The 20,133-nt window shown below is 63.8% G+C and carries 19 protein-coding genes; 9 read left to right on the forward strand and 10 right to left on the reverse strand.

The genetic code is table 11. The features are described from left to right. Positions 1-106 precede the first annotated feature (106 nt). From GL4_RS10675 to GL4_RS10705, 7 genes are all read right to left on the reverse strand, one after another. Positions 107-1,105, reverse strand: a complete 999-nt coding sequence (locus GL4_RS10675; protein ID WP_045367357.1) for a quinone oxidoreductase family protein — start codon at positions 1,103-1,105, stop codon at positions 107-109. A 36-nt stretch (positions 1,106-1,141) separates the two neighbouring features. Continuing rightward, positions 1,142-2,614 (reverse strand): Asp-tRNA(Asn)/Glu-tRNA(Gln) amidotransferase subunit GatB, encoded by a 1,473-nt coding sequence (gene gatB, locus GL4_RS10680; protein WP_045367360.1) that lies wholly within the window; start codon positions 2,612-2,614, stop codon positions 1,142-1,144. A 22-nt stretch (positions 2,615-2,636) separates the two neighbouring features. Beyond that, a complete protein-coding gene (locus GL4_RS10685; protein ID WP_045367362.1) occupies positions 2,637-2,945 on the reverse strand; it encodes a chorismate mutase in 309 nt (102 codons plus the stop codon). Positions 2,946-2,957: 12 nt separating this feature from the next. Beyond that, the gene (locus tag GL4_RS10690) at positions 2,958-3,353 is read right to left on the reverse strand and encodes a RidA family protein (RefSeq protein WP_045367364.1); all 396 of its coding nucleotides are present in this window, start codon (positions 3,351-3,353) and stop codon (positions 2,958-2,960) included. After that, on the reverse strand, positions 3,350-4,834 hold the full coding sequence (gatA, locus tag GL4_RS10695; protein ID WP_045367367.1) for an Asp-tRNA(Asn)/Glu-tRNA(Gln) amidotransferase subunit GatA: 1,485 nt from the start codon (positions 4,832-4,834) through the stop codon (positions 3,350-3,352). The genes GL4_RS10690 and gatA overlap by 4 nt, the downstream gene beginning before the upstream one ends. A 6-nt stretch (positions 4,835-4,840) precedes the next feature. Further along, complete coding sequence (gene gatC, locus GL4_RS10700; RefSeq protein WP_045367370.1) at positions 4,841-5,128, reverse strand: Asp-tRNA(Asn)/Glu-tRNA(Gln) amidotransferase subunit GatC; 288 nt, start codon at positions 5,126-5,128, stop codon at positions 4,841-4,843. 144 nt (positions 5,129-5,272) lie between these two features. Beyond that, a complete protein-coding gene (locus GL4_RS10705; RefSeq protein WP_045367372.1) occupies positions 5,273-5,974 on the reverse strand; it encodes a metal-dependent hydrolase in 702 nt (233 codons plus the stop codon). A gap of 29 nt (positions 5,975-6,003) precedes the next feature. Between GL4_RS10705 and ruvX the strand changes: the two genes are divergently transcribed. Beyond that, on the forward strand, positions 6,004-6,474 hold the full coding sequence (gene ruvX, locus GL4_RS10710) for a Holliday junction resolvase RuvX (protein WP_045367374.1): 471 nt from the start codon (positions 6,004-6,006) through the stop codon (positions 6,472-6,474). A 13-nt stretch (positions 6,475-6,487) separates the two neighbouring features. Here the strand turns inward: ruvX and GL4_RS10715 are convergent, their stop codons facing one another. Continuing rightward, positions 6,488-7,042: a disulfide bond formation protein B gene (locus tag GL4_RS10715; RefSeq protein ID WP_045367376.1), complete on the reverse strand. Its 555-nt coding sequence runs from the start codon at positions 7,040-7,042 to the stop codon at positions 6,488-6,490. Positions 7,043-7,053: 11 nt separating this feature from the next. After that, entirely contained in the window at positions 7,054-7,209 is a 156-nt protein-coding gene (locus tag GL4_RS17530; protein WP_156137518.1) for a DUF5993 family protein, read from the reverse strand. Between the two features lie 433 nt (positions 7,210-7,642). Here GL4_RS17530 and GL4_RS10720 point away from each other — a divergent pair, with 433 nt between their 5' ends. The 6 genes from GL4_RS10720 to dprA all read left to right on the forward strand — a co-directional run bounded on the left by GL4_RS10720 (position 7,643) and on the right by dprA (position 14,589). Next, on the forward strand, positions 7,643-8,230 hold the full coding sequence (locus tag GL4_RS10720; RefSeq protein WP_156137520.1) for a hypothetical protein: 588 nt from the start codon (positions 7,643-7,645) through the stop codon (positions 8,228-8,230). Positions 8,231-8,259: 29 nt separating this feature from the next. Next, entirely contained in the window at positions 8,260-10,338 is a 2,079-nt protein-coding gene (locus GL4_RS10725; protein WP_172653338.1) for a tetratricopeptide repeat protein, read from the forward strand. A gap of 160 nt (positions 10,339-10,498) precedes the next feature. Beyond that, complete coding sequence (locus GL4_RS10730; protein ID WP_045367383.1) at positions 10,499-11,455, forward strand: aspartate carbamoyltransferase catalytic subunit; 957 nt, start codon at positions 10,499-10,501, stop codon at positions 11,453-11,455. Positions 11,456-11,460: 5 nt separating this feature from the next. After that, on the forward strand, positions 11,461-12,789 hold the full coding sequence (locus GL4_RS10735; RefSeq protein WP_045369976.1) for a dihydroorotase: 1,329 nt from the start codon (positions 11,461-11,463) through the stop codon (positions 12,787-12,789). A gap of 38 nt (positions 12,790-12,827) precedes the next feature. Further along, positions 12,828-13,463 carry a glycerol-3-phosphate 1-O-acyltransferase PlsY gene (gene plsY / locus GL4_RS10740; RefSeq protein WP_425283173.1) on the forward strand — a complete coding sequence of 212 codons (636 nt, stop codon included), beginning with the start codon at positions 12,828-12,830 and terminating at the stop codon, positions 13,461-13,463. A 13-nt stretch (positions 13,464-13,476) separates the two neighbouring features. After that, a complete protein-coding gene (gene dprA, locus GL4_RS10745; protein ID WP_244462606.1) occupies positions 13,477-14,589 on the forward strand; it encodes a DNA-processing protein DprA in 1,113 nt (370 codons plus the stop codon). Positions 14,590-14,595: 6 nt separating this feature from the next. Here the strand turns inward: dprA and GL4_RS10750 are convergent, their stop codons facing one another. Further along, a complete protein-coding gene (locus GL4_RS10750; RefSeq protein WP_045367389.1) occupies positions 14,596-14,838 on the reverse strand; it encodes a hypothetical protein in 243 nt (80 codons plus the stop codon). A 227-nt stretch (positions 14,839-15,065) separates the two neighbouring features. On the opposite strand from GL4_RS10750, the gene topA reads away from it, so the two are divergent. Both topA and rnr read left to right on the forward strand, forming a co-directional pair. Then, complete coding sequence (gene topA, locus GL4_RS10755) at positions 15,066-17,735, forward strand: type I DNA topoisomerase (protein WP_045367392.1); 2,670 nt, start codon at positions 15,066-15,068, stop codon at positions 17,733-17,735. Between the two features lie 9 nt (positions 17,736-17,744). Next, on the forward strand, positions 17,745-20,114 hold the full coding sequence (rnr, locus tag GL4_RS10760; protein WP_052464391.1) for a ribonuclease R: 2,370 nt from the start codon (positions 17,745-17,747) through the stop codon (positions 20,112-20,114). The last annotated feature ends 19 nt before the right edge of the window (positions 20,115-20,133 follow it).

A 20,133-nucleotide genomic window follows, 5' to 3' on the forward strand; every position in this document is an offset into this window, starting at 1 on the left:
CGGGGCTACGGTTGAAATGTGTCGGCTTGGTGTCATCCGAGCCGCCTGCGGCAGCATGTCATCTGCCACGCGCTGGGACCCGCTTTGGGCCCCGCCATAGGACCAGCTATGGGATCAGGACCGACGAGCCGGTGGTTTGGCGGCCTTCCATGGCGCGGTGCGCGTCGGCCGCATCCTTAAGAGCGAAACTCTGGCTCGCCGCGACCCTGACCGCTCCTTTGGCCAGGACATCGAAAAGATCATTCGCTGTAGAGACCAGCTCCTTTCGCGTGGCGATGAAATCCCAAAGCGACGGCCGCGTGGCGAGCAGCGAGCCCTTTTGCGCCAGAAGGTTGATGCGGAATTCCGGCACCGGCCCCGAAGACTGGCCGAAGCTCACCCACAGCCCCCGTCGCTTCAAGCAATCCAGCGATCCGGGAAACGTCTCCTTGCCGACAGAGTCGTAGACCACGTCGACCCCCTCGCCGCCTGTGTACTCCTTCACCTTGGCGACGAAGTCCTCTTCCCGGTAGTTGATCACATGCGTGCAGCCATGAGAGCGCGCGATCAACGCCTTGCCGGTCGAGCCCACCGTGCCGATCACTGTCGCGCCCAGTGACGCCGCCCATTGGCAGGCGATCGTGCCCACGCCACCCGCCGCCGCGTGGAACAGCAGCGTCGTCTTGGGACCGACCTTGAAGATTTGCCGCAAGAGATATTGCGCGGTCATGCCTTTGAGCATCACGGCCGCGGCGACCTCGTCGCTCACGCCGTCGGGAATGCGCACCACGCGGTCGGCGGCAATCAGACGCTCTTCCGCGTAGCTGCCCGTGTGCCCCGCATAGGCCACCCGGCGGCCGACCTTCAGCGTGCGGACGCCTTCGCCAAGCGCGGTGACGATGCCCGCACCTTCCGTGCCCGGAACGAATGGAAGCGTGTCCTGCGGGTAAAGACCCGACCGCATATAGGCGTCGATGAAGTTGAGGCCAATCGCCGTCTGCTTGATACGGATCTCGCCCGGGCCCGGCGCGCCGATATCCGCCTCTTCCCATTTGAGGACGTCTGGTCCGCCATACTTATGCACGCGGATGACGTGGGTCGTATCTTTGGTCTTGGCTCGGGTCATGTCACGGACGATCCGCCGCTCGCGATCAGGCCAACGCTACTCGATACCGAGCTTCGCCTTGATCAGCGCGTTGACGGCCTGCGGGCTGGCCTTGCCGCCCGTCGCCTTCATCACCTGACCGACGAACCAGCCGGCCATCGCCGGCTTCTCCTTGGCCTGCTCGACCTTGTCGGGATTGGCCGCGAAGACCTCGTCGACCGCCTTCTCGATGGCGCCGGTGTCGGTGACCTGCTTCATGCCACGGGCCTCGACGATCTCGGCCGGGTCGCCGCCTTCGGTCCACACGATGTCGAACATGTCCTTGGCGATCTTGCCGGAGATGGTTCCGTCCTTGATGAGATCGACGATGGCGCCGAGCTGGCCCGAGGACACCGGGCTGTCATTGATGGTGAGGCCTTCCTTGTTGAGCCGGCCGAACAGCTCGTTGATAACCCAGTTCGCAGCCTGCTTGGCGTCACGCCCCTTCGCCACGTCCTCGAAATAGTCGACGCTCTCACGCTCGGCCACAAGCACGTCGGCGTCATAGGGAGTCAGCCCGTACTCGGCGATGAACCGCGCCCGCTTCTCGTCGGGAAGCTCCGGGAGGCTGGCGGCGATCTCGTCGACGAAATCCTGCTTCAGTTCGAGCGGCAACAGGTCCGGGTCCGGGAAATAACGATAGTCGTGCGCCTCTTCTTTCGAGCGCATGGACCGCGTCTCGCCCGTCTTCGCATCGAACAGCCGCGTCTCCTGATCGATGGTGCCGCCGTCCTCGATGATCTCAATCTGGCGGCGCGCCTCGTACTCGATGGCTTGGCCGATGAACCGGATCGAGTTCATGTTCTTGATCTCGCAACGCGTCCCAAGCTCGTCGCCCGGACGGCGGACCGAGACGTTCACGTCGGCACGCAGCGAGCCCTGATCCATGTTGCCGTCACACGTGCCGAGATAGCGCAGGATCGTCCGCAGCTTGGACACATAGGTTTTCGCCTGCTCCGAAGAGCGAATGTCCGGCTTAGACACGATCTCCATCAGCGCCACGCCGGAACGGTTCAAGTCGACATAGGAGTTCTGCGGATGCTGATCGTGCAGGCTCTTGCCCGCGTCCTGTTCCAGGTGCAGGCGCTCGATGCCGACAATGACCCGCTCGCCGCTGAGCATGTCGACGATGACCTCGCCCTCGCCCACGATCGGGTTCTTGTACTGGCTGATCTGATAGCCCTGCGGCAGATCCGGATAGAAATAGTTCTTCCGGTCGAACACCGAGTACAGATTGATCTCGGCCTTCAGCCCGAGCCCGGTCTTGATCGCCTGAGCCACGCAGGTTTCGTTGATGACGGGCAGCATGCCGGGCATGGCCGCGTCCACGAGGCTGACATGGGAATTCGGCTCGCCGCCGAACTCGGTCGAGGCGCCCGAGAACAGCTTCGCGTTCGAGGTGACCTGGGCATGGACCTCCATGCCGATCACGACTTCCCAATCGCCGGTCTCGCCTGCGATCAAATTCGATTTGTCCGATTTGGCGTCCATGATGCTGACCTTGGAGGAACCGTTACTCTTTGGATTCCTTGCGGAGATTTTCTTCCTCGTACTGGATGAACCAGCCGATCATTTGGCGCCACAGCGCCTCGACGAGTTCGGGCGGCAGATTGTTCTTTTGCGCCCGTGCGCGCACCTTGTCGATGACCTGCTGAATGCGCCACGGCACCGTGGCGTCGGCCGGTGACTTCTTCAGCTGCCAGGCCCGGTCCACATAGGCGAAGCGCTCGCAGATCAGATCGACCATCTGCTCGTCGATGCGATCGATCTCGACCCGGACGTCGTCCATGCTCTCGCAATTCTGTGCCGCGCGCGTGGCCATGCTTTCGCTCCCTTATGCGGATGTCTCGGGGACGACCGCATCGACGGCGATCTCCACCAGCCAGTCCGGAGACACGAATCCCGTTACCGCGAGCGTGGTATTGGCGGGACGGATGTCGCCGAAGACCTCGCCATGCACCTTGCTCACCGCTTCGAAGTCGGCGATGTCCACAAGATAGACCGTCGTGCGGACAACGTCCTTGAGGCTGGAACCCGCGTCCTTTAGCGCCTGGTCGATGGTCTCGAAGATCGCGCGTGTCTGCGCCTCCGGGTCCCCGATGGCGACGGGCTTGCCGCCCGACGCCGCGGTCGTGCCGGCCACCGAAATCCAGTTGCCAACGCGCACGGCCCGCGAATAGCCGACAGTCTTCTCGTAGGGGCTCCCCGAAGAGATCAGACGGCGGCTCATGATTTGCTCCACCAGTCCTGCGGTTTGGCCATGGGTCCCGCCGCGTCTTCGATGACCTGTCCCACGCGGAACAGCGTTTCTTCGTCGAAGGCCCGGCCGATGACTTGAAGGCCAAGCGGCGTTCCTTCGGACGACAGACCGGCCGGCACCGAAATCCCCGGTAGACCCGCCATGTTCACCGTCACCGTGAAAATGTCGTTCAGATACATCTCCAGCGGATCGCCTGACTTTTCGCCGGCGGCGAACGCAGGCGCCGGCGTGGTCGGCGTCAGGATCGCATCGACCCCTTCGAAAGCCTGATCGAAGTCCCGTTTGATCAGTGTGCGGACCTTCTGCGCCTTGAGGTAATAGGCGTCGTAATAGCCGGCGGACAGCACATAGGTGCCGATCAGCACGCGCCGCTTCACCTCCGCGCCGAAACCGGATTCGCGCGTGTTCTCGTACATCGAGATCACATCGGTACCGGGCTCGCGCAGCCCGTAGCGAACGCCGTCATAACGGGCGAGGTTCGACGAGGCCTCGGCGGGCGCGACGATGTAATAAGATGGCAGCGCGTATTTCGTATGCGGCAGGCTGATGTCCTTGACCGTGGCGCCCGCCTCCGTCAGCCAGGCGATGCCCTGCTGCCACAGCGCCTCGATCTCCGGCGCCATGCCCTCGACGCGGTATTCCTTGGGAATGCCGATGGTGAGCCCCTTCACGCCCTGGCCGACCGCGGCCTCGAAATCGGGCACGGGAAGGTCAGCGCTGGTCGCATCCTTGGGATCGTGACCTGCCATGGCCCCGAGCAGAATGGCGGAATCTCGCACGGTGCGCGCGATCGGGCCGGCCTGGTCCAGGGACGAGGCGAAGGCGACGATGCCCCAGCGGGAGCAGCGGCCGTAGGTCGGCTTCATCCCGACCGTCCCCGTGAAGGCTGCGGGCTGCCGGATCGACCCGCCCGTATCGGTGGCCGTCGCCCCAAGGCAAAGACGCGCCGCCACGGCGGCGGACGAGCCGCCCGAAGAACCGCCAGGCACGAGCGGGGCATCGGAGCCCTCGCGCCGCCATGGGTTGATGACCTCGCCGTAGAAGCTCGTCTCGTTGGACGAGCCCATCGCGAACTCGTCGTTGTTGAGCTTGCCGAGCATGACGGCGCCCGCGTCCCAGAGATTGCTGGTGACTGTCGACTCGTAGGTCGGCGTGAAGCGGTCGAGGATGTGAGAGCACGCGGTGGTTCGGACGTCCTTGGTGCAGAACAGATCCTTGATGCCGAGCGGAATGCCTTCCAGCGCGCCCGCCTCCCCTTTGGCGATCCGCGCGTCGCTGGCCTTGGCCATCTCGAGCGCGCGCTCCGGCGTCTCGAGCACATAGGCGTTGAGCGCCCGGTTGGCCGACTTGATCGCGGCCGAATGGGCTTCGGTCAGCTCCACGGCCGAAAAAGACTTGTCGGCAAGCCCCTTGCGAGCTTCGGCTATCGTCAGGTCTGTAAGATCCGTCACGGTTGGCTACTCAACGATTTTCGGGACGACGAAGTAGTGGTCGTCCTCTTGGGGCGCGTTCTTGACGATTTCGTCGGCTTTGAAGCCGTCTGTGACCTTGTCTTCGCGCATCTTCATGGTCATGGCCTCGACCCGGGTCATCGGCTCTACATTGGCCGTGTCGAGCTCGTCCAGCTGCGCCACCCAGTCGAGAATGCCCGAAAGCTCCGATTCCAGACGCCCAGCCTCCTCGTCGGTGATGGCGATGCGGGCAAGGCGGGCGATGCGAAAGACGGTGGCGCGGTCGACGGACATGGCTTTGACGCTGGGTTGAGTTCAAACCTTGAGGATATCGGTCCCAAAGGCTCGCTGGCTGGGAGGACGGGTGAAACCGGGGCATCCCCTGTAGCACCGCCCCGGCGGGGCGGCAACTGGGCGAGATCCCGCTCCCGGCAACGTTTAGGCGTCGAAAGGAACGCCGACTTTCGGCACCGTGACCTCGATATCGCCCATGGCCGCCACGAACTTGTCGGGCGTCTGGTCGATCACCGGAAACGTACCGTAGTGACACGGGATAACGGTGTCGAAATCGAAGTATCGCTTGCACGCCAGCGCCGCCGTCCTGGCGCCCATTGTATACCGGTCGCCAATGGGGACGATCCCGATCTGGGGCTCGTACAGCTCGTTGATCAAGGCCATGTCCGCGAAAACGTCTGTGTCGCCCATGTGGTAAAGCGTCTTGCCGCTTTTTGCGGTGATCACGATCCCACAGGGATTGCCGAGATAGACCGGGCGCCCATCGACCATGTTGGAAGACGAGTGGAGCGCCTGCACGAAGGTCAGATCGAAACCGTCATGGGGGATCGTGCCGCCCGTGTTGCCCGGATCGGTCTTCTCGACCCCGTGGCCGGCGAGGTAAGTCGCAAGCTCGTGCACGGCGATCAGCGTCGTCCCGGTCTCCTTGCAGATCCGGACCGTGTCGCCGACGTGGTCTTCGTGGCCATGGGTCAGCGCCACATGGGTGATCCCGTCGATCACGTCGATTTCGGAGATACCCGCCTTCTCGAACGTGGGATTGCCGGTGAGAAACGGATCGATCAGGATGCGGCTAGCGCCGAACTCAACGCGAAAACAAGAATGACCAAACCACGTTATCTTCATCGTCTCACCTCTCACATCACTCAGTGACTATGGCTCCGCCCTTTCCTATCGAAGAGTTGCCGTCGAAGCTACAGCCTGGCGCGCGTCTACTTGGCTTCGATGTCGGAACCAAGACCATCGGCCTTGCGCTGTCGGACGTCACCCGGTCCATCGCGACGCCATACGAGACGGTGCGCCGCACGAAATTTACCACCGACGCCAAGGCAATCGCCGCCATCGCGGCCAAGGAGGGCGTGGGCGGGCTCGTGATCGGCCTCCCGCTCAATCTGGACGGTTCCGAGGGACCGCGCGCCCAGTCGACCCGCGCTTTCGCCCGGAACTTGGCGCAGCATCTGGACCTGCCCACGGCCTTTTGGGACGAGCGCCTGTCGACGGCGGCGGTCGAGCGTCATCTGATCGAGGCCGACGCCTCCCGCAAGCGCCGGGCCGAAGTCATCGATAGGATGGCGGCCGCCTACATCCTGCAAGGCGCGCTCGACCGGATGAAGGCGCTTGGCTAGGCCCACGCCGGACTTAATCGTTGAGTTGGAAGAGCTCGTAATTTTCGGGGTTGTCGGGACACAGACCCGTGCCGCAGAGGGCGACCGTCGAAAAGATATTGGCGACGGTCAGGACGAAGAACAGAAGTATCGCAATCAGCGACAAGCCCTTCAAACGCCCGGAGCCGGCCTGCACCTGCGAAAATTGCCGGTCACCGAGCAGCATGATGCCGCTGCCGAGAACGATGGCGACGGCGAAGAGGAAAGCCCAGGTGTAAAGGTGCATGCCCCAGACCGGAGGCCCGTAAAAGCCGGTTCCCGGAACGATGTGCAGCAGGATCTGCCGCATAGAGATCGCGGCGCTCGCGATCCCGCCGATGATGGCAATCCCGTAATGGCTCGGCTTCGGGCCGAACACGACGTTGAGCGCGATGCCGCAACCGGCGGCAATCAGGCCCGCCCGCTGCAAGATGCAGAGGGGGCACGGAAGCTCGCCGAACCAAACCTGATCGATGAACGCCATCGTCAAGACGGTGCCGATGGCGAGCAACCCCAACGCATTCAGCAGCTTCGACAGCTCGGCGGACACGACCCGGCTCCTCAGAGTTGGATGCTCAAGACTTCACCGACATGAACGCGGAATAGGATCAGCATTGTGGCAATCCCGATGAGCCAGAAGCCCACGGACACACCGCGCTGACGCAGCCATGCCGCACCAATCGCGCACGCAAAAAGAACAAAGGGCAAGCTCATCATGGGGGTCGCGCTCCCAATTGTTCCTGTAGGCCGGCCGTTTCCGGCTGCGTACCCGCGCCGATCGAACGAAGCGCCGCTCGGGTGCGGCGTCGAATGGAAGAGGCCCTGGCCAACCAACGATTCGTCTAGTCCCTGACTATTTGGGATTGGCCGCGCCTTTACAAGCCCTCAGGGCGAGGCGCCCCGTTTGTCACAGGCAGATTGTTCCGCCGCATCATGCCAACTTGTAGTATGCTTTGGGCGTCTGATGCGCTCCAGGCTGTGGTGTCATCGGGTCTTCGCGCCTTGGGCGCCACAGCGCAAAGGGGTTCATTCGAACGACACCAAAAACCGCGACCATCGCGGAGACTTCAGACTGCGAAGCCAAGTGCAGCGCGTCGACAGCGGAAGCGCCCCGGAATGCGCTGCGTACCATGCGACTGGGAGACTCACGATGTGCTGCGCCCACCGCTTGCTCTCTGCGGCCCTCGCCGCCCTTTCCCTCCTCGTTCTCGCGCTCATGGCCGTGCCTTCATCCGGCGCGGCCGGTCCGGTGGAACTCGACAATGCGGGCCTCGTCCAGATGCTCGAAAATCTGGGCTACGAGCCGAAGGAAGGGAAATATCCGAATGGCAATCCTTTTCAGACGATCGCGGGAGCCACGCCCGAGCTGACCTGGAGCGCGAACCTGTCGGTCAATCCCAGCACACATCTCATATGGCTGGAGATGAATTTCTGGTCTCTGCAGGGGGACCAGAAATTTCCCTACGACGTCTTGCTCGAAGCACTCGAGCGCAACTTTCAACTCGATACCATGCGCTACGTGTACCTGAAGGAGTCGCGGAAATTCCGCCTGGCGGGGAGCCTTCCGAACCGGGACATCAAGCCGGTTCAGATCAAGGCACTGATCGATGAGGCGGTAAACGAAGCGCAACAGACGCAGCACCTCTGGAACCCCAACAAATGGCGCCAACAGCCGGCCAAGGACGAGCCCGCCAAAGCGCCCGACCAGGAGGAGGCGGCGGAGCAGGAGGCCCCGTAGCACCGTGCCCCGCGGACCAGGAGGGTCCTATGAAGCTCCCGATTGCCTCATCGATTGCGGTGCTGACGCTCCTGGCCGTACCCGGTACGGCCGCGCTTGGGGCCAAGGACGAGCCGATCACAGACCCGGCGAGACTGGAGCAGGCTCTCAAGGCCTGCACGGGCCAAACCAAGACACGCGAACGACGGCAACAGGCAGCCGCCGCCTGCACGCAGGTCATCCAGTCGCCTGCCGCAGAGGATGACGCCAAGTTCACGGCACTGATGACCCGCGGTCAACTGGACCAGTACGATTGGAAGGCGCAGGCGCTCGCCGACTTCGACGCCGCCATAGCGCTGCGCCCTGACTCGGGCCTCGCCCACTACTGGCGCGGGGTGATGTTGAACAGGCTGGACAGCAAAGAAAGCCCCCTGGCCGCTTTCGACAAAGCCATCTCGCTGGACCCAGATTTCGTCGAAGCGCATCTTGCGCGCGCCGATCGCCTCGCCATGGAGGGCCGTCCAAACGAAGCGCTCGAGGCCTATGGCAGAGCGATCGAGATCGCACCGGACAGCGCACCACCGCTGACAGCGAGGGGACGCCTGTACGCGAAGCTCGGAAATGACGAATTGGCCCTTGCCGACTACGGCAAGGCCATCGTGCTGAAGCCCGATGATGTGTTCGCACTGACGCAGCGCGGCACACTCTATGCAAAGTTGGGGAAGGACGACCGGGCGCTCGGCGACTTCGACAAGGCCATCGCGGTGACGTCCAAGACCGACGCGGTGGACCTCGGCGCGAAAAGGGGCAAAGCCGCGATCTTGTACCGCCGCGCCCGCGACCTCTTCGACAAGGGCGCCTACGAACAGTCGGTCAAGGCCTACAGTACCGCAATGGAACTCGTTTACGATTCCGCAGCCCAAGTTCGGAGGGGCGAAGCGTATTACGCGCTGGGGCAGTATAAGCAGGCGCTTGCGGACTTCGACAACGTCATCGCCAACGCCCAACGCCGACGCGAGGAACTCAAACGCGAGTCCGAGTCCGGCGGCAGAGGCAGCTCGCGTGCCGGCGATCTGCTCTCACGCATGTCGCCGCCCAAGGATGCGCTGGAAGGCCACAAAAAAGCCCTCTGCCAGCTTGAAGGCGGAAAAGACTGCGACCCCACCAAGTCCACCGAGACAACGGACACAGAGCGGGACACGGCCGACTCCGCGCTGACGGAGCTCGTCGCTCTCTGCAATGCAAAGGACCCGGCGAAAGCCGTCGATGGTTGCACCAGGATTCTCGACTCCAAGAGCCTGAACCTCGCCAAGAAAGACCGGGGTTACGTCCTCCACCAGCGCGGACGCGCCTATCTGAACCAGAACAGTCTGCGGCCTGCGATGCTCGATTTCACCGCGGCGCTCAACAATGGCGCCGCCCCGGAACCGGTGCTTATCGACCGCGGGCGTCTGTTCGTACGCGCGAAGGAGTACCAAGAGGCCATTAAGGATCTCACCGCCGCGTTGAAAGCAAATGGCGAGAATGGCACCACCTACTACTTCCGCGCGGCGGCCAATGCCGGCGCAGGACAACTCGACTTGGCGGCGCAAGACTTCGAAACCGCCTTACGCCTTCTCAGTTCGGACTTTTCCGCAGATGCCAGCGCGGAATCCCATCTGGAGAAGGCAAAGGTCCATCACCAGCGCGGACAACTCGGGGCCGCGGCCAACGAGTACCTCCACGCGGCGGTCTTGGCGAAGCCGGGAAGCCCGACCAGAATCCAGGCGCTGGAGTTCCTAAGCCGCGCCAACCTCGCCATCGGCATGCCCGAAATCGCCTTGGCAAGCGTGTCGGACTTCTTGGCTCAGAAGCCCGGCTATGCCCCGGGCCACAACACACGAGGCATGATCTATCTCAAGCTGAACAAGAACGATGAGGCGATTGCCGATTTCAATGAGGCGCTGCGGCTTGATCCCGAGCGCTACGCGTGGGCGTATCTCAGCAATCGCGGCGAAGCCTATTTCAATTTGGGCAAGTTCGACCTGGCCCTGAAGGACCTGGACGAGTCCCTGCGCCGCAACCCCGACAATAAAGATGCCAAGGCGAAAAAGGCGGAAGCCGAAGCGGCCTTGGCTAAGCAGAACTGACCGCAACGCTGCATAATCGGGTTTACTTCGCCCCTCCACGCTCTTGATTCGGCTTCCATTGCCTTCCTTTTACGGTGCCCATTCCGGGAGCTCTTTGTTTCAACAGGACGCCCCGCCCCGCTTGAAGCTTTGGAAATCGGGGCCTATACAGTGCCCTTTAATGAGCAACGTGGCTGAAGCCCCTACCCCATCCTTCCCGCATCGCCACCTTCTTGGCATCGAAGGTCTGAAGCGGGACGAGATCCTGTCGTTGCTCGACCTCTCCGAACAAGCGGCGGCTCAAAGCCGCAGGGTCGACAAGAAGAGCAGCGACCTGCGCGGCCGGACGCTCATCAATCTTTTCTTCGAAGCCTCGACCCGCACCCAGAGCTCGTTCGAACTCGCAGGCAAGCGCCTCGGCGCCGACGTGATGAACATGTCGATCCCGACATCGTCCATCAAGAAAGGCGAGACGCTGATCGATACGGCCGTCACGCTGAACGCGATGCGCCCCGATTTGCTGGTTGTGCGTCATCACGCGGCCGGCGCGGTCGAGCTTCTGTCGCAGAAGGTCGATTGCTCGGTCATCAACGCGGGCGACGGCAGTCACGAGCATCCCACCCAGGCCCTGCTCGACGCCCTGACCATTCGCCGCCACAAAAAGCGCTTCGAGGGGCTGACGGTCGCGATCTGTGGCGACATCGCTCACTCGCGCGTGGCCCGCTCCAACATTCTGTCCCTCAATACGCTCGGCGCCCGGGTCCGCGTGGTGGCGCCGTCAACCTTGCTCGGCGAAGACGTGGAGCGGCTCGGGGTCGAAGCGTTCACGTCCATGCATGAGGGCCTCAAGGACGCGGACGTGGTGATGATGCTTCGCCTGCAGCGCGAACGCATGGCCTCCAGCCTGATCCCCAGCCAGCGGGAATACTTTCACTTCTACGGGCTCGACGCCGAGAAGTTGGCGAGCGCAAGAGAAGACGCCATCGTCATGCATCCGGGGCCCATGAACCGCGGTGTCGAGATCGACGCTGCAATCGCGGACAGTCCGCGCAGCGTTATCCGCGAACAGGTCGAGATGGGCGTCGCCGTGCGCATGGCCGTGCTGCAAGCCCTCGCCCGCCATCTTCCGAACGAATGATCGTCATGGACAACGAAGCCGAACCCGAAACCGCCCACCGCCCCCATCGCAAGCCGCTCGCTCTGGTGAATGCGCGGCTTGTCGACCCGGCTTCGGGACTGGATGCGTTTGGCGGGCTTTTGATCGCCAACGGCGCCATTGCCGATCTCGGCATGCACATCACCGAAGGCTCGATCGAGGGCGCCGAGTCCCTCGATTGCGGCGGGCGCACCGTCGCGCCCGGCCTCATCGACATGATGGTCTTCTGCGGCGAGCCGGGCCATGAGCATCGCGAGACCTTGGCGACCGCGAGCCGCGCGGCGGCGGCCGGCGGCGTCACCACGATCTGCTGCATGCCGAACACCGACCCGGTCATCGACGATGTCGCCCTAGTAGACTTCGTGCTCCGGCGCGCGCGCGATACCGCCCTCGTCCATGTCCATCCAATGGCCGCGATGACCCGTGACCTCATGGGCGAAGACATGGCCGAACTCGGCTTACTGCGCGACGCCGGCGCCATCGCCTTCACCAACGGCAAGACGAGCGTCGCCAACGCCAAGCTGATGCGGAACGTGCTGTCTTACGCCAAGGACTACGGCGCGCTGATCGTTCACCATCTGGAGGACGCCGATCTCGCCCAGGACGGCGTGATGAACGAAGGCGAAGTCGCGACGCGTCTGGGATTGCGCGGCATTCCGACAGAAGCCGAAACGATGATGCTCGATCGAGACATCCGGCTCGTCGAGCTGACCGGGGGCCGTTACCACGCGGCGCAGATTTCTTGCCGCGCCTCGCTGGAGGTAATCCAGGCCGCGAAGGCACGCGGCCTACCCGTTACCTGTGGCGTCAGCATCAATCATTTGACACTGAACGAGAACGATATCGGGTCCTACCGGACGTTCTTCAAAATGACCCCGCCCCTCCGGTCGGAGGAAGACCGCCAAGCCATGGTCGAGGGCGTCGCCAGCGGCGACATCGATGTCATCGTCTCGGCCCACGACCCCCGCGGCGCCGAAGGCAAGCGCCGCCCCTTCGCCGAAGCCAATGACGGCGCGGTGGGCCTCGAGACCATGCTGGGCGCGGGCCTGCGCCTCTTCCACAACGGCGAGATCACGCTGCATCGGCTTTTGAACGCGCTCTCGGCGCGCCCCGCGGAGCTCTTAGGGCTGGCCGGCGGGCGTCTCGTGAAAGGCGCGCCGGCGGATCTCGCCTTGATCGATCTGGAAATGCCCTGGACGGTCGCCCGCGAAGACCTCCGCTCGAAATCAAAAAACACGCCGTTCGACGAAGCCCGGTTCGAGGGACGCGCGCTGGTGACGTTCGTTGCCGGGCGCCCGGTGTATCACTACGGTTGACCCGCGCGACGCGCGACACCGTTGAGGGGGGGGAATGCATGCCGACTGAGGACTGGTCTGCCGCGATGCCGCTTGCACTCGGCGTCTATGTCCTGTGCTTCGCGCTCGGCTATCTTCTCGGCTCTATCCCGTTTGGACTTATACTAACGAAACTGGCCGGGCTCGGCGATGTCCGAAACATCGGGTCCGGAAATATCGGCGCGACCAACGTGCTGCGCACCGGGAACAAGGGCCTCGCCGCGCTCACCTTGTTGCTCGACCTGCTGAAGGGTACCGCCGCCGTTCTCATCGTCGGCGCCTTCGCCGGGCCCTATGGCGCCATCATCGCGGGGCTAGGCGCGTTCCTCGGCCACCTCTTTCCGGTCTGGCTGAGATTTAGCGGCGGCAAGGGCGTTGCCACGTATATTGGTGTCGCGCTCGGTCTCTTCTGGCCTGCGGCTCTCGTATTCTGCCTCGTCTGGCTGCTGGTAGCGGTGATCACGCGCTATTCCTCGCTGTCCGCCCTCACCTCCAGCGCCGCCACCGTGATCTTTCTCGCCGTAGCCGGCCTTACGTCCTTGGCTATCCTGTTTGGCTTGATGACCGCCCTCCTCTACCTTCGTCACAAGGAGAATATCTGCCGGCTGCGACGGGGCGAGGAATCACGCATTGGCGGGAGCAAGCAGAAAGCCTGAACCGGAACAACGGTTGAGCGACGCTCAGCGGCTCGCCTGGCTGCGGCTGCTGCGCAGCGAGAATGTCGGGCCGGCGACGTTCCGCGCTCTCGTCAATCAGTTCGGCGGCGCGCAAGCCGCCATTGATGCGCTGCCCGATCTCTCCCGGCGCGGCGGGCGCACCCAGGCGATCCGCCTATGCAGCATCGACGATGCCGAAGCGGAACTTGCGCGCGCAAAGCGCCTCGGCGCGCATCTCGTCGCCCACGGCGAACGCGGCTATCCACCAGCGCTTGCCCACACGGATGGCTCGCCGCCGCTCATCTATGTGAAGGGGCGGCTCGAACTCGCGGACATGCCGATCGTCTCTATTGTCGGCGCACGGAACGGCTCGGCCGCCGGGCAGAAGTTCACGCGACAAATAGCAAACGCCCTCGGGCTCGAAGGCTTCGTCATCGCGTCGGGCCTCGCCCGCGGCATCGACACGGCCGCCCACAACGCGAGCCTCGACAACGGCACCATCGCGGTCGTGGCTGGCGGTATCGACGTGGTCTACCCGCCGGAGAACGCGGACCTCCAGGCGGCGATCGGCGAGCGCGGGCTGCTCATTAGCGAAAGGTCCCCTGGCCATACGCCGCGCGCGAAGGACTTTCCGCGCCGGAACCGGCTGATATCAGGCATCGCCCTGGGCGTGGTGGTGATCGAGGCGGCGCAGCGCTCGGGATCGCTCATCACCGCGCGCATGGCCGGAGAGCAAGGACGCGAAGTCTTCGCCGTGCCGGGGAGCCCGCTCGACCCGCGCGCGGCCGGCACGAACAATCTCCTGAAACAAGGCGCCACGCTGGTCACGACGCCGGAGGACATCACCGAGGCGCTCGCGCCGATCCTCGGCCGTTCTGTGGGCCGCACCCCGCGCGAATTGTCTTCCGATGAAGAGCAGAAGGTGCCCCGCCCGCTACCCGACATCGGTCAGGCCGAACGCGACCGCGTGATCGAGGCCCTGGGGCCAAGTCCGATCGATATTGACGAGATTATCCGCTGCACGGGAATCGAGACGCGCAAGGTCCACATCATCTTGCTGGAACTCGATCTTGCGGGGCGTCTGCAGCGCCACCCGCGCCAACTCGTGTCGCTAATCGAACCGTGACGCGGATCAATCGGGCTCCGCTTTTTTTTCGTTGGCCTTGCTCAAAGACTTCCCGATGGAATACGCCAAATCGGGCATGTCGTACCTCATCGCGACGAGCATCAGTTCCGTGAGATAGTCCGCAATGTAGTCGGCCGCCTCGCGTTGCGAGGCGAAGGCCACGTCGTCTTGCGGATTCCCGGACTTTGCCTGGAGCGATTTCCCCTCGCCATTCCGCCTCGAATCTCCGCTTCTTGTCACCGCAATCATATCCGCTTTTTGTGAGAATTCGGCGGGCGCGGCCGGGTCAGCGCCAAAGCCCTTTTGATCGTCGTATGGTTGCGGACTAGTAATATATACACTCGATGATTGTCAATCGATCTCGCGGCCAATTTGACACCGGCTGATCGAGTCACCATTTTCGCCCACGTGTCCGGGGGCCATATCCCAAAATTCTCCCTTGGCCGCGCGCCACTCGCACGGCTAGGAACATCTCAATGAACATCGTCATCGTCGAATCGCCTGCCAAGGCAAAAACCATCAACAAGTATCTCGGCTCGGATTACCGGGTACTGGCCTCCTATGGTCACGTCCGCGATCTACCGTCGAAAAACGGATCGGTGGTGCCCGACAACGACTTCGAGATGCATTGGGATGTCGATCCGAAGTCGGCCAAGCGGCTGAACGAGATCGCGCAAGCGGTCAAAGGCGCCGACAAGCTCATTCTGGCGACCGACCCGGACCGCGAAGGCGAAGCGATCTCCTGGCATGTGCTGCAGGTGCTCGAGCGCAAGAAGCTCCTCGGCCAGATCCCCGTGGAGCGCGTGGTCTTCAACGCCGTCACCAAGGATGCGATCCGCGAAGCGATGCGCAATCCGCGCGCGATCGACGAGCCCTTGGTCAACGCCTATCTCGCCCGGCGGGCCCTCGATTATCTCGTCGGCTTTACGCTCTCGCCCGTCCTGTGGCGCAAGCTGCCCGGCGCACGCTCGGCTGGCCGCGTCCAGTCCGTCGCGCTACGGCTCGTCTGCGAGCGCGAGCTGGAGATCGAGAAATTCGTCGCCCAGGAATACTGGTCCCTCACAACGACGCTGGCGAACGGCCAGAACGAGACGTTCAACGCACGACTGTTCTCGGCGGAAGGGGACAAGCTCGGCAAGTTCGACATTCCGGACGAAGCGACGGCAATGGCCTTGAAGGCGGCGCTCGACGGTGGCCGCTACAGCGTCGGGTCGATCGAGAGCAAATCCCAGAAGCGCAATCCCGCCGCTCCGTTCACGACATCCACGCTGCAACAGGAAGCTTCGCGCAAGCTCGGCTTCAGCCCGCGCCAGACCATGCAGGTGGCCCAGCGGCTCTACGAGGGCGTGGCCCTCGGCGGCGTCACCGAAGGCCTCATCACCTATATGAGAACCGACGGCGTGCAGATCGTGCCCGAAGCAATCTCCCAAGTCCGCTCGTTGGTGAGCGGGCTCTACGGGCAGCGCTACGTGCCTGCAAGTCCACGCCAATACTCGACGAAGGCGAAGAACGCGCAGGAAGCGCACGAAGCCATTCGGCCGACCGACTTCAGCAAGGCGCCCGACAAGGTCGCCCGCTATCTCGAACCCGATGCCTTGAAGCTCTATAAGCTCATCTGGCAGCGCACGCTCGCAAGCCAAGCAGCCAGCGCGGAAATCGAGCGCACAACGGCCGATATCGACGTGGCCGGAACGGACGGAAAAACCTACGGCGTCCGCGCCACCGGGTCCGTGATCCGCTTCGACGGCTTTCTGAAGATTTACGAGGAAGGCGTTGACGACGCAGTCGGCGAGGATGGCTCCCTGCCCGCGCTGACCCAAGGCGAGAGCCTCGACCCGCGCGCCGTTGAAGCAAAACAGCATTTCACCGAGCCGCCGCCCCGTTACTCGGAGGCTACCCTCATCAAGAAGATGGAGGAGCTTGGCATTGGGCGGCCCTCGACCTACGCAGCCACATTGAACGTGCTGCGCGAGCGCGAATATGTGCGCATCGATAAGAAGCGGCTCATCCCCGAAGACAAGGGCCGTCTCGTAACCGCGTTCCTGGAAAGCTTTTTTAAGCGCTACGTCGAGTACGACTTCACCGCCGATTTGGAGGAGAAGCTCGATCTCATCTCCGCCGGCGACCTTCAGTGGAAGGACGTGCTGCGCGACTTCTGGCGCGACTTCATCGGCGCAGTGAACGAGATCGGCGATCTTCGGATCGCCCAGGTCCTCGACGCGCTCAACGATCTGCTGGGTCCGCACATCTTCCCGGACACGGGCGACGGCAAGCCCCGCGCCTGCCCGTCCTGCGGCGATGGACAGCTCAGCCTCAAGGTCGGCAAATTCGGCGCTTTCGTCGGCTGCTCGAACTATCCCGATTGCCGGTACACACGGCAGCTCGCCGAGACGGGCGAGAAGGCCGCTTTCGCCGATGGCAAGGTGCTCGGTCTCGATCCTGATACGGAGTTGGAAGTCAGCATCCGCACCGGCCGGTTCGGCCCCTATATCCAGCTTGGCGAAGCGGCGGACGGCGAGAAGCCTAAGCGCGCCTCTATCCCGAAAGGCACGGACCCGGACGCCATCGATTTGGACCGGGCGCTCGCCTTGCTGTCGCTCCCCCGCGAGGTCGGCATTCACCCCGAGTCCGGAAAACCGATCACGGCCGGCTATGGCCGCTTCGGGCCCTACGTTCAGTGCGACGGCAAATATGCGAGCCTGTCCACCCCCGAGGAAGTTTTCGAGGTCGGCGCGAACCGCGCCATCACGCTTCTGGCCGAGAAGGCCGCGAAAGGCGCGCAGCGCGGCGCCAGCGTCATCAAGGAGTTGGGCGAACACCCCGAAGGCGGCGGCAAGGTGCAGGTGCTGAGCGGGCGCTACGGGCCTTACGTCAAGCACGAGAAGATCAACGCGACAATTCCACGGGATCGTGCGCCCGAAGACATCACCCTCGAGGAAGCCGTCGAGTTGATCGCGGCGCGCGCGGCCAAGGCACCCGCGAAGAAAAAAACCGCGAAGAAGGCCCCGGCAAAGAAGAAGGCAGCCAAGAAGACTGCCGCGAAAAAGGCCCCGGCGAAAAAAGCTGCGGCCAAGAAGAGCGCCGCGAAGAAGACGGCGCAAAAGAGCACCTCGTCGAAGGAGGCCGCCGACGAGGCGGCCAGCTAAGCGGCAAACGTGGCCCCACCCAAGAAGACGCCCTCAGCCAAGAAGACTGCATCTGCCGGAAGGGCCAAGCCGAAGCGCCCTGCGAAAACGAAGCCTGCGTCCAAGTCAAAGGCGGCTCCGAAGGGCGGGCTGCCCTCCAAGAAGGAGATCATCGAATTCTTGGCCGGCACGACGTCAAAGGCCGGGAAGCGGGAGATCGCGCGGGCCTTCAACATCAAAGGCTCGGACCGGATCGGATTGAAAGCGCTCCTGCGCGAGATGGCCGATGAAGGTCTGATCGCCGGGTCCCGGCGGAGGCTGTTGCGCCCTGGAGTCCTGCCGTCGGTGACGGTGCTGGAGATCGTTGCCCGCGACGAGGATGGGGAATTCATCGCCCGCCCCGCCGCCTGGGACGACGAGAGCGGGCCCATGCCGAAGATCCTCATGGTCGAAGGCCGCGGCAATCTCGTGCAGGTGCCAGGCATCGGCGATCGCGTTCTGGCGCGGCTCACGCCGCAAAAGCCGGACGCGGACTACCCCTATCACGCGCGCACCATCAAGAAGCTGCCGCGCACAACATCGCGGAGCCTCCTCGGCATCTTCCGGTCTCTGTCGGATGGGCGCGGCGTCATCGATCCCATCGACAAGAAACAGCTCAAGGAATGGACGGTACCGAAGGGCTCTACGGACGAGGCCGAAGACGGCGAGCTGGTCCGCTTCGAGATCGCCCGCTCGGCGCGCTACGGCGTTCCCACCGCCCGTGTGGTCGCTCGGCTCGGGAACCCGGAAGCCCAGCAGGCCATCAGCCTGATCGCGCTTCATGCGCACGGTATACCGGACGAGTTCCCGCCGGCCGCGATTGCCGAAGCCGATGCCGCGAAGGAAGTCGAACTCGGCTCCCGTTTGGACCTTTGCGACGTCCCTCTCCTCACCATCGACCCTGTCGACGCCCGCGACCATGACGACGCGGTTTTCGCGGAAGCGGACACGGCCTCCGACAACGAAGGCGGCTGGATCGTCATTGTCGCCATCGCGGACGTGGCGCACTACGTCACGCCCGGCAGCGCGCTCGACAAGGAAGCCCGAAAGCGGGGCAACTCCGTGTACTTCCCCGACCGCGTCGTGCCCATGCTGCCGGAGCGTATCTCGAACGAGCTGTGCTCGTTGAAGGAAGGCGTCCCCCGCCCCTGCTTGGCCGTCCGCATGGTTTTCGACAAGAACGGCCGCAAGAAGAACCACCGCTTCTTCCGCGGGCTCATGCGATCGGCCGCGAGCCTGTCTTACGAACAGGCCCAAGCGGCAATCGACGGCCGCACGGACGAGGCTACGGCGCCGCTGCTGGAAACGGTGCTGCGGCCTCTCTGGGGCGCCTATGCGAGCCTGAGCAAGGCCCGCGATGCCCGCGGACCGCTCGAACTCGACCTGCCCGAACGGAAGATCCTGCTGGACGACAAGGGCCGCGTGCGCGGGATCGCGACGCCGCCGCGGCTCGATGCGCACCGGCTGATCGAGGAATTCATGATCCAGGCGAATGTCGCCGCCGCCGAGGCCCTGGAGACCAAGCGCTCGCCGCTCGTCTACCGCATCCACGACGCGCCTTCGAAGGAGAAGCTCATGGCGCTCGGCGAGTTTCTAGCGACGATCGAGATGAAGCTGCCGAAAGCCGGAGTACTCAAACCGGCGCAGTTCAACCGCATCCTCGCCGATACGCGCAAATCACCGAACGCCGAACTCGTGGCGGAGGTGGTGCTGCGGAGCCAAAGCCAGGCCGAGTACAGCCCCCGCAATCTCGGGCATTTCGGCCTCAACTTGCGCCGCTATGCGCACTTCACCTCCCCGATCCGGCGCTATGCCGACCTGATCGTGCACCGCGCCCTCATCCGGGCCTTCGGCCTCGGCGAAGGCGGCCTGACGGACAAAGAGATCGACGAACTGGAGGAGGTCTCGGGCGCCATTTCCGACACGGAACGGCGCGCCATGGCGGCCGAGCGGGACACGGTGGACCGGCTGATCGCGGCCTACCTCGCCGACCGCATTGGGGCGCAGTTCACCGCCAAGGTCTCGGGTCTCGTCCGGTCCGGGCTGTTCGTGCGGCTGACCGAGACGGGCGCCGACGGGTTCGTCCCGGCGTCCGCAATCGGGCATGAATACTTCTACCACGACGAGGTGCGGCAAGCCCTGGTGGGTGAAGATACGGGCCTTGCCTACCAACTCGGGGATCCGGTCGAGGTTCGCCTGGTCGAGGCCATCCCGACGGCCGGGGCGCTACGATTTGACATGTTGAGCGAAGGACGCAAGATCGCTAGCTCAAGAGGTCGGCAACGGTCCCATAGCGCGGATCGAAGTAAGCAGCGCCAGCGCGGGAAGCCGCGCGGCGGACGGCCGAGCAAGCGGCGGTGATCAAGCGCCAAGAATCAAG

It is taken from the genome of Methyloceanibacter caenitepidi (assembly GCF_000828475.1).
Taxonomy (GTDB): Bacteria; Pseudomonadota; Alphaproteobacteria; order Rhizobiales; family Methyloligellaceae; genus Methyloceanibacter; species Methyloceanibacter caenitepidi.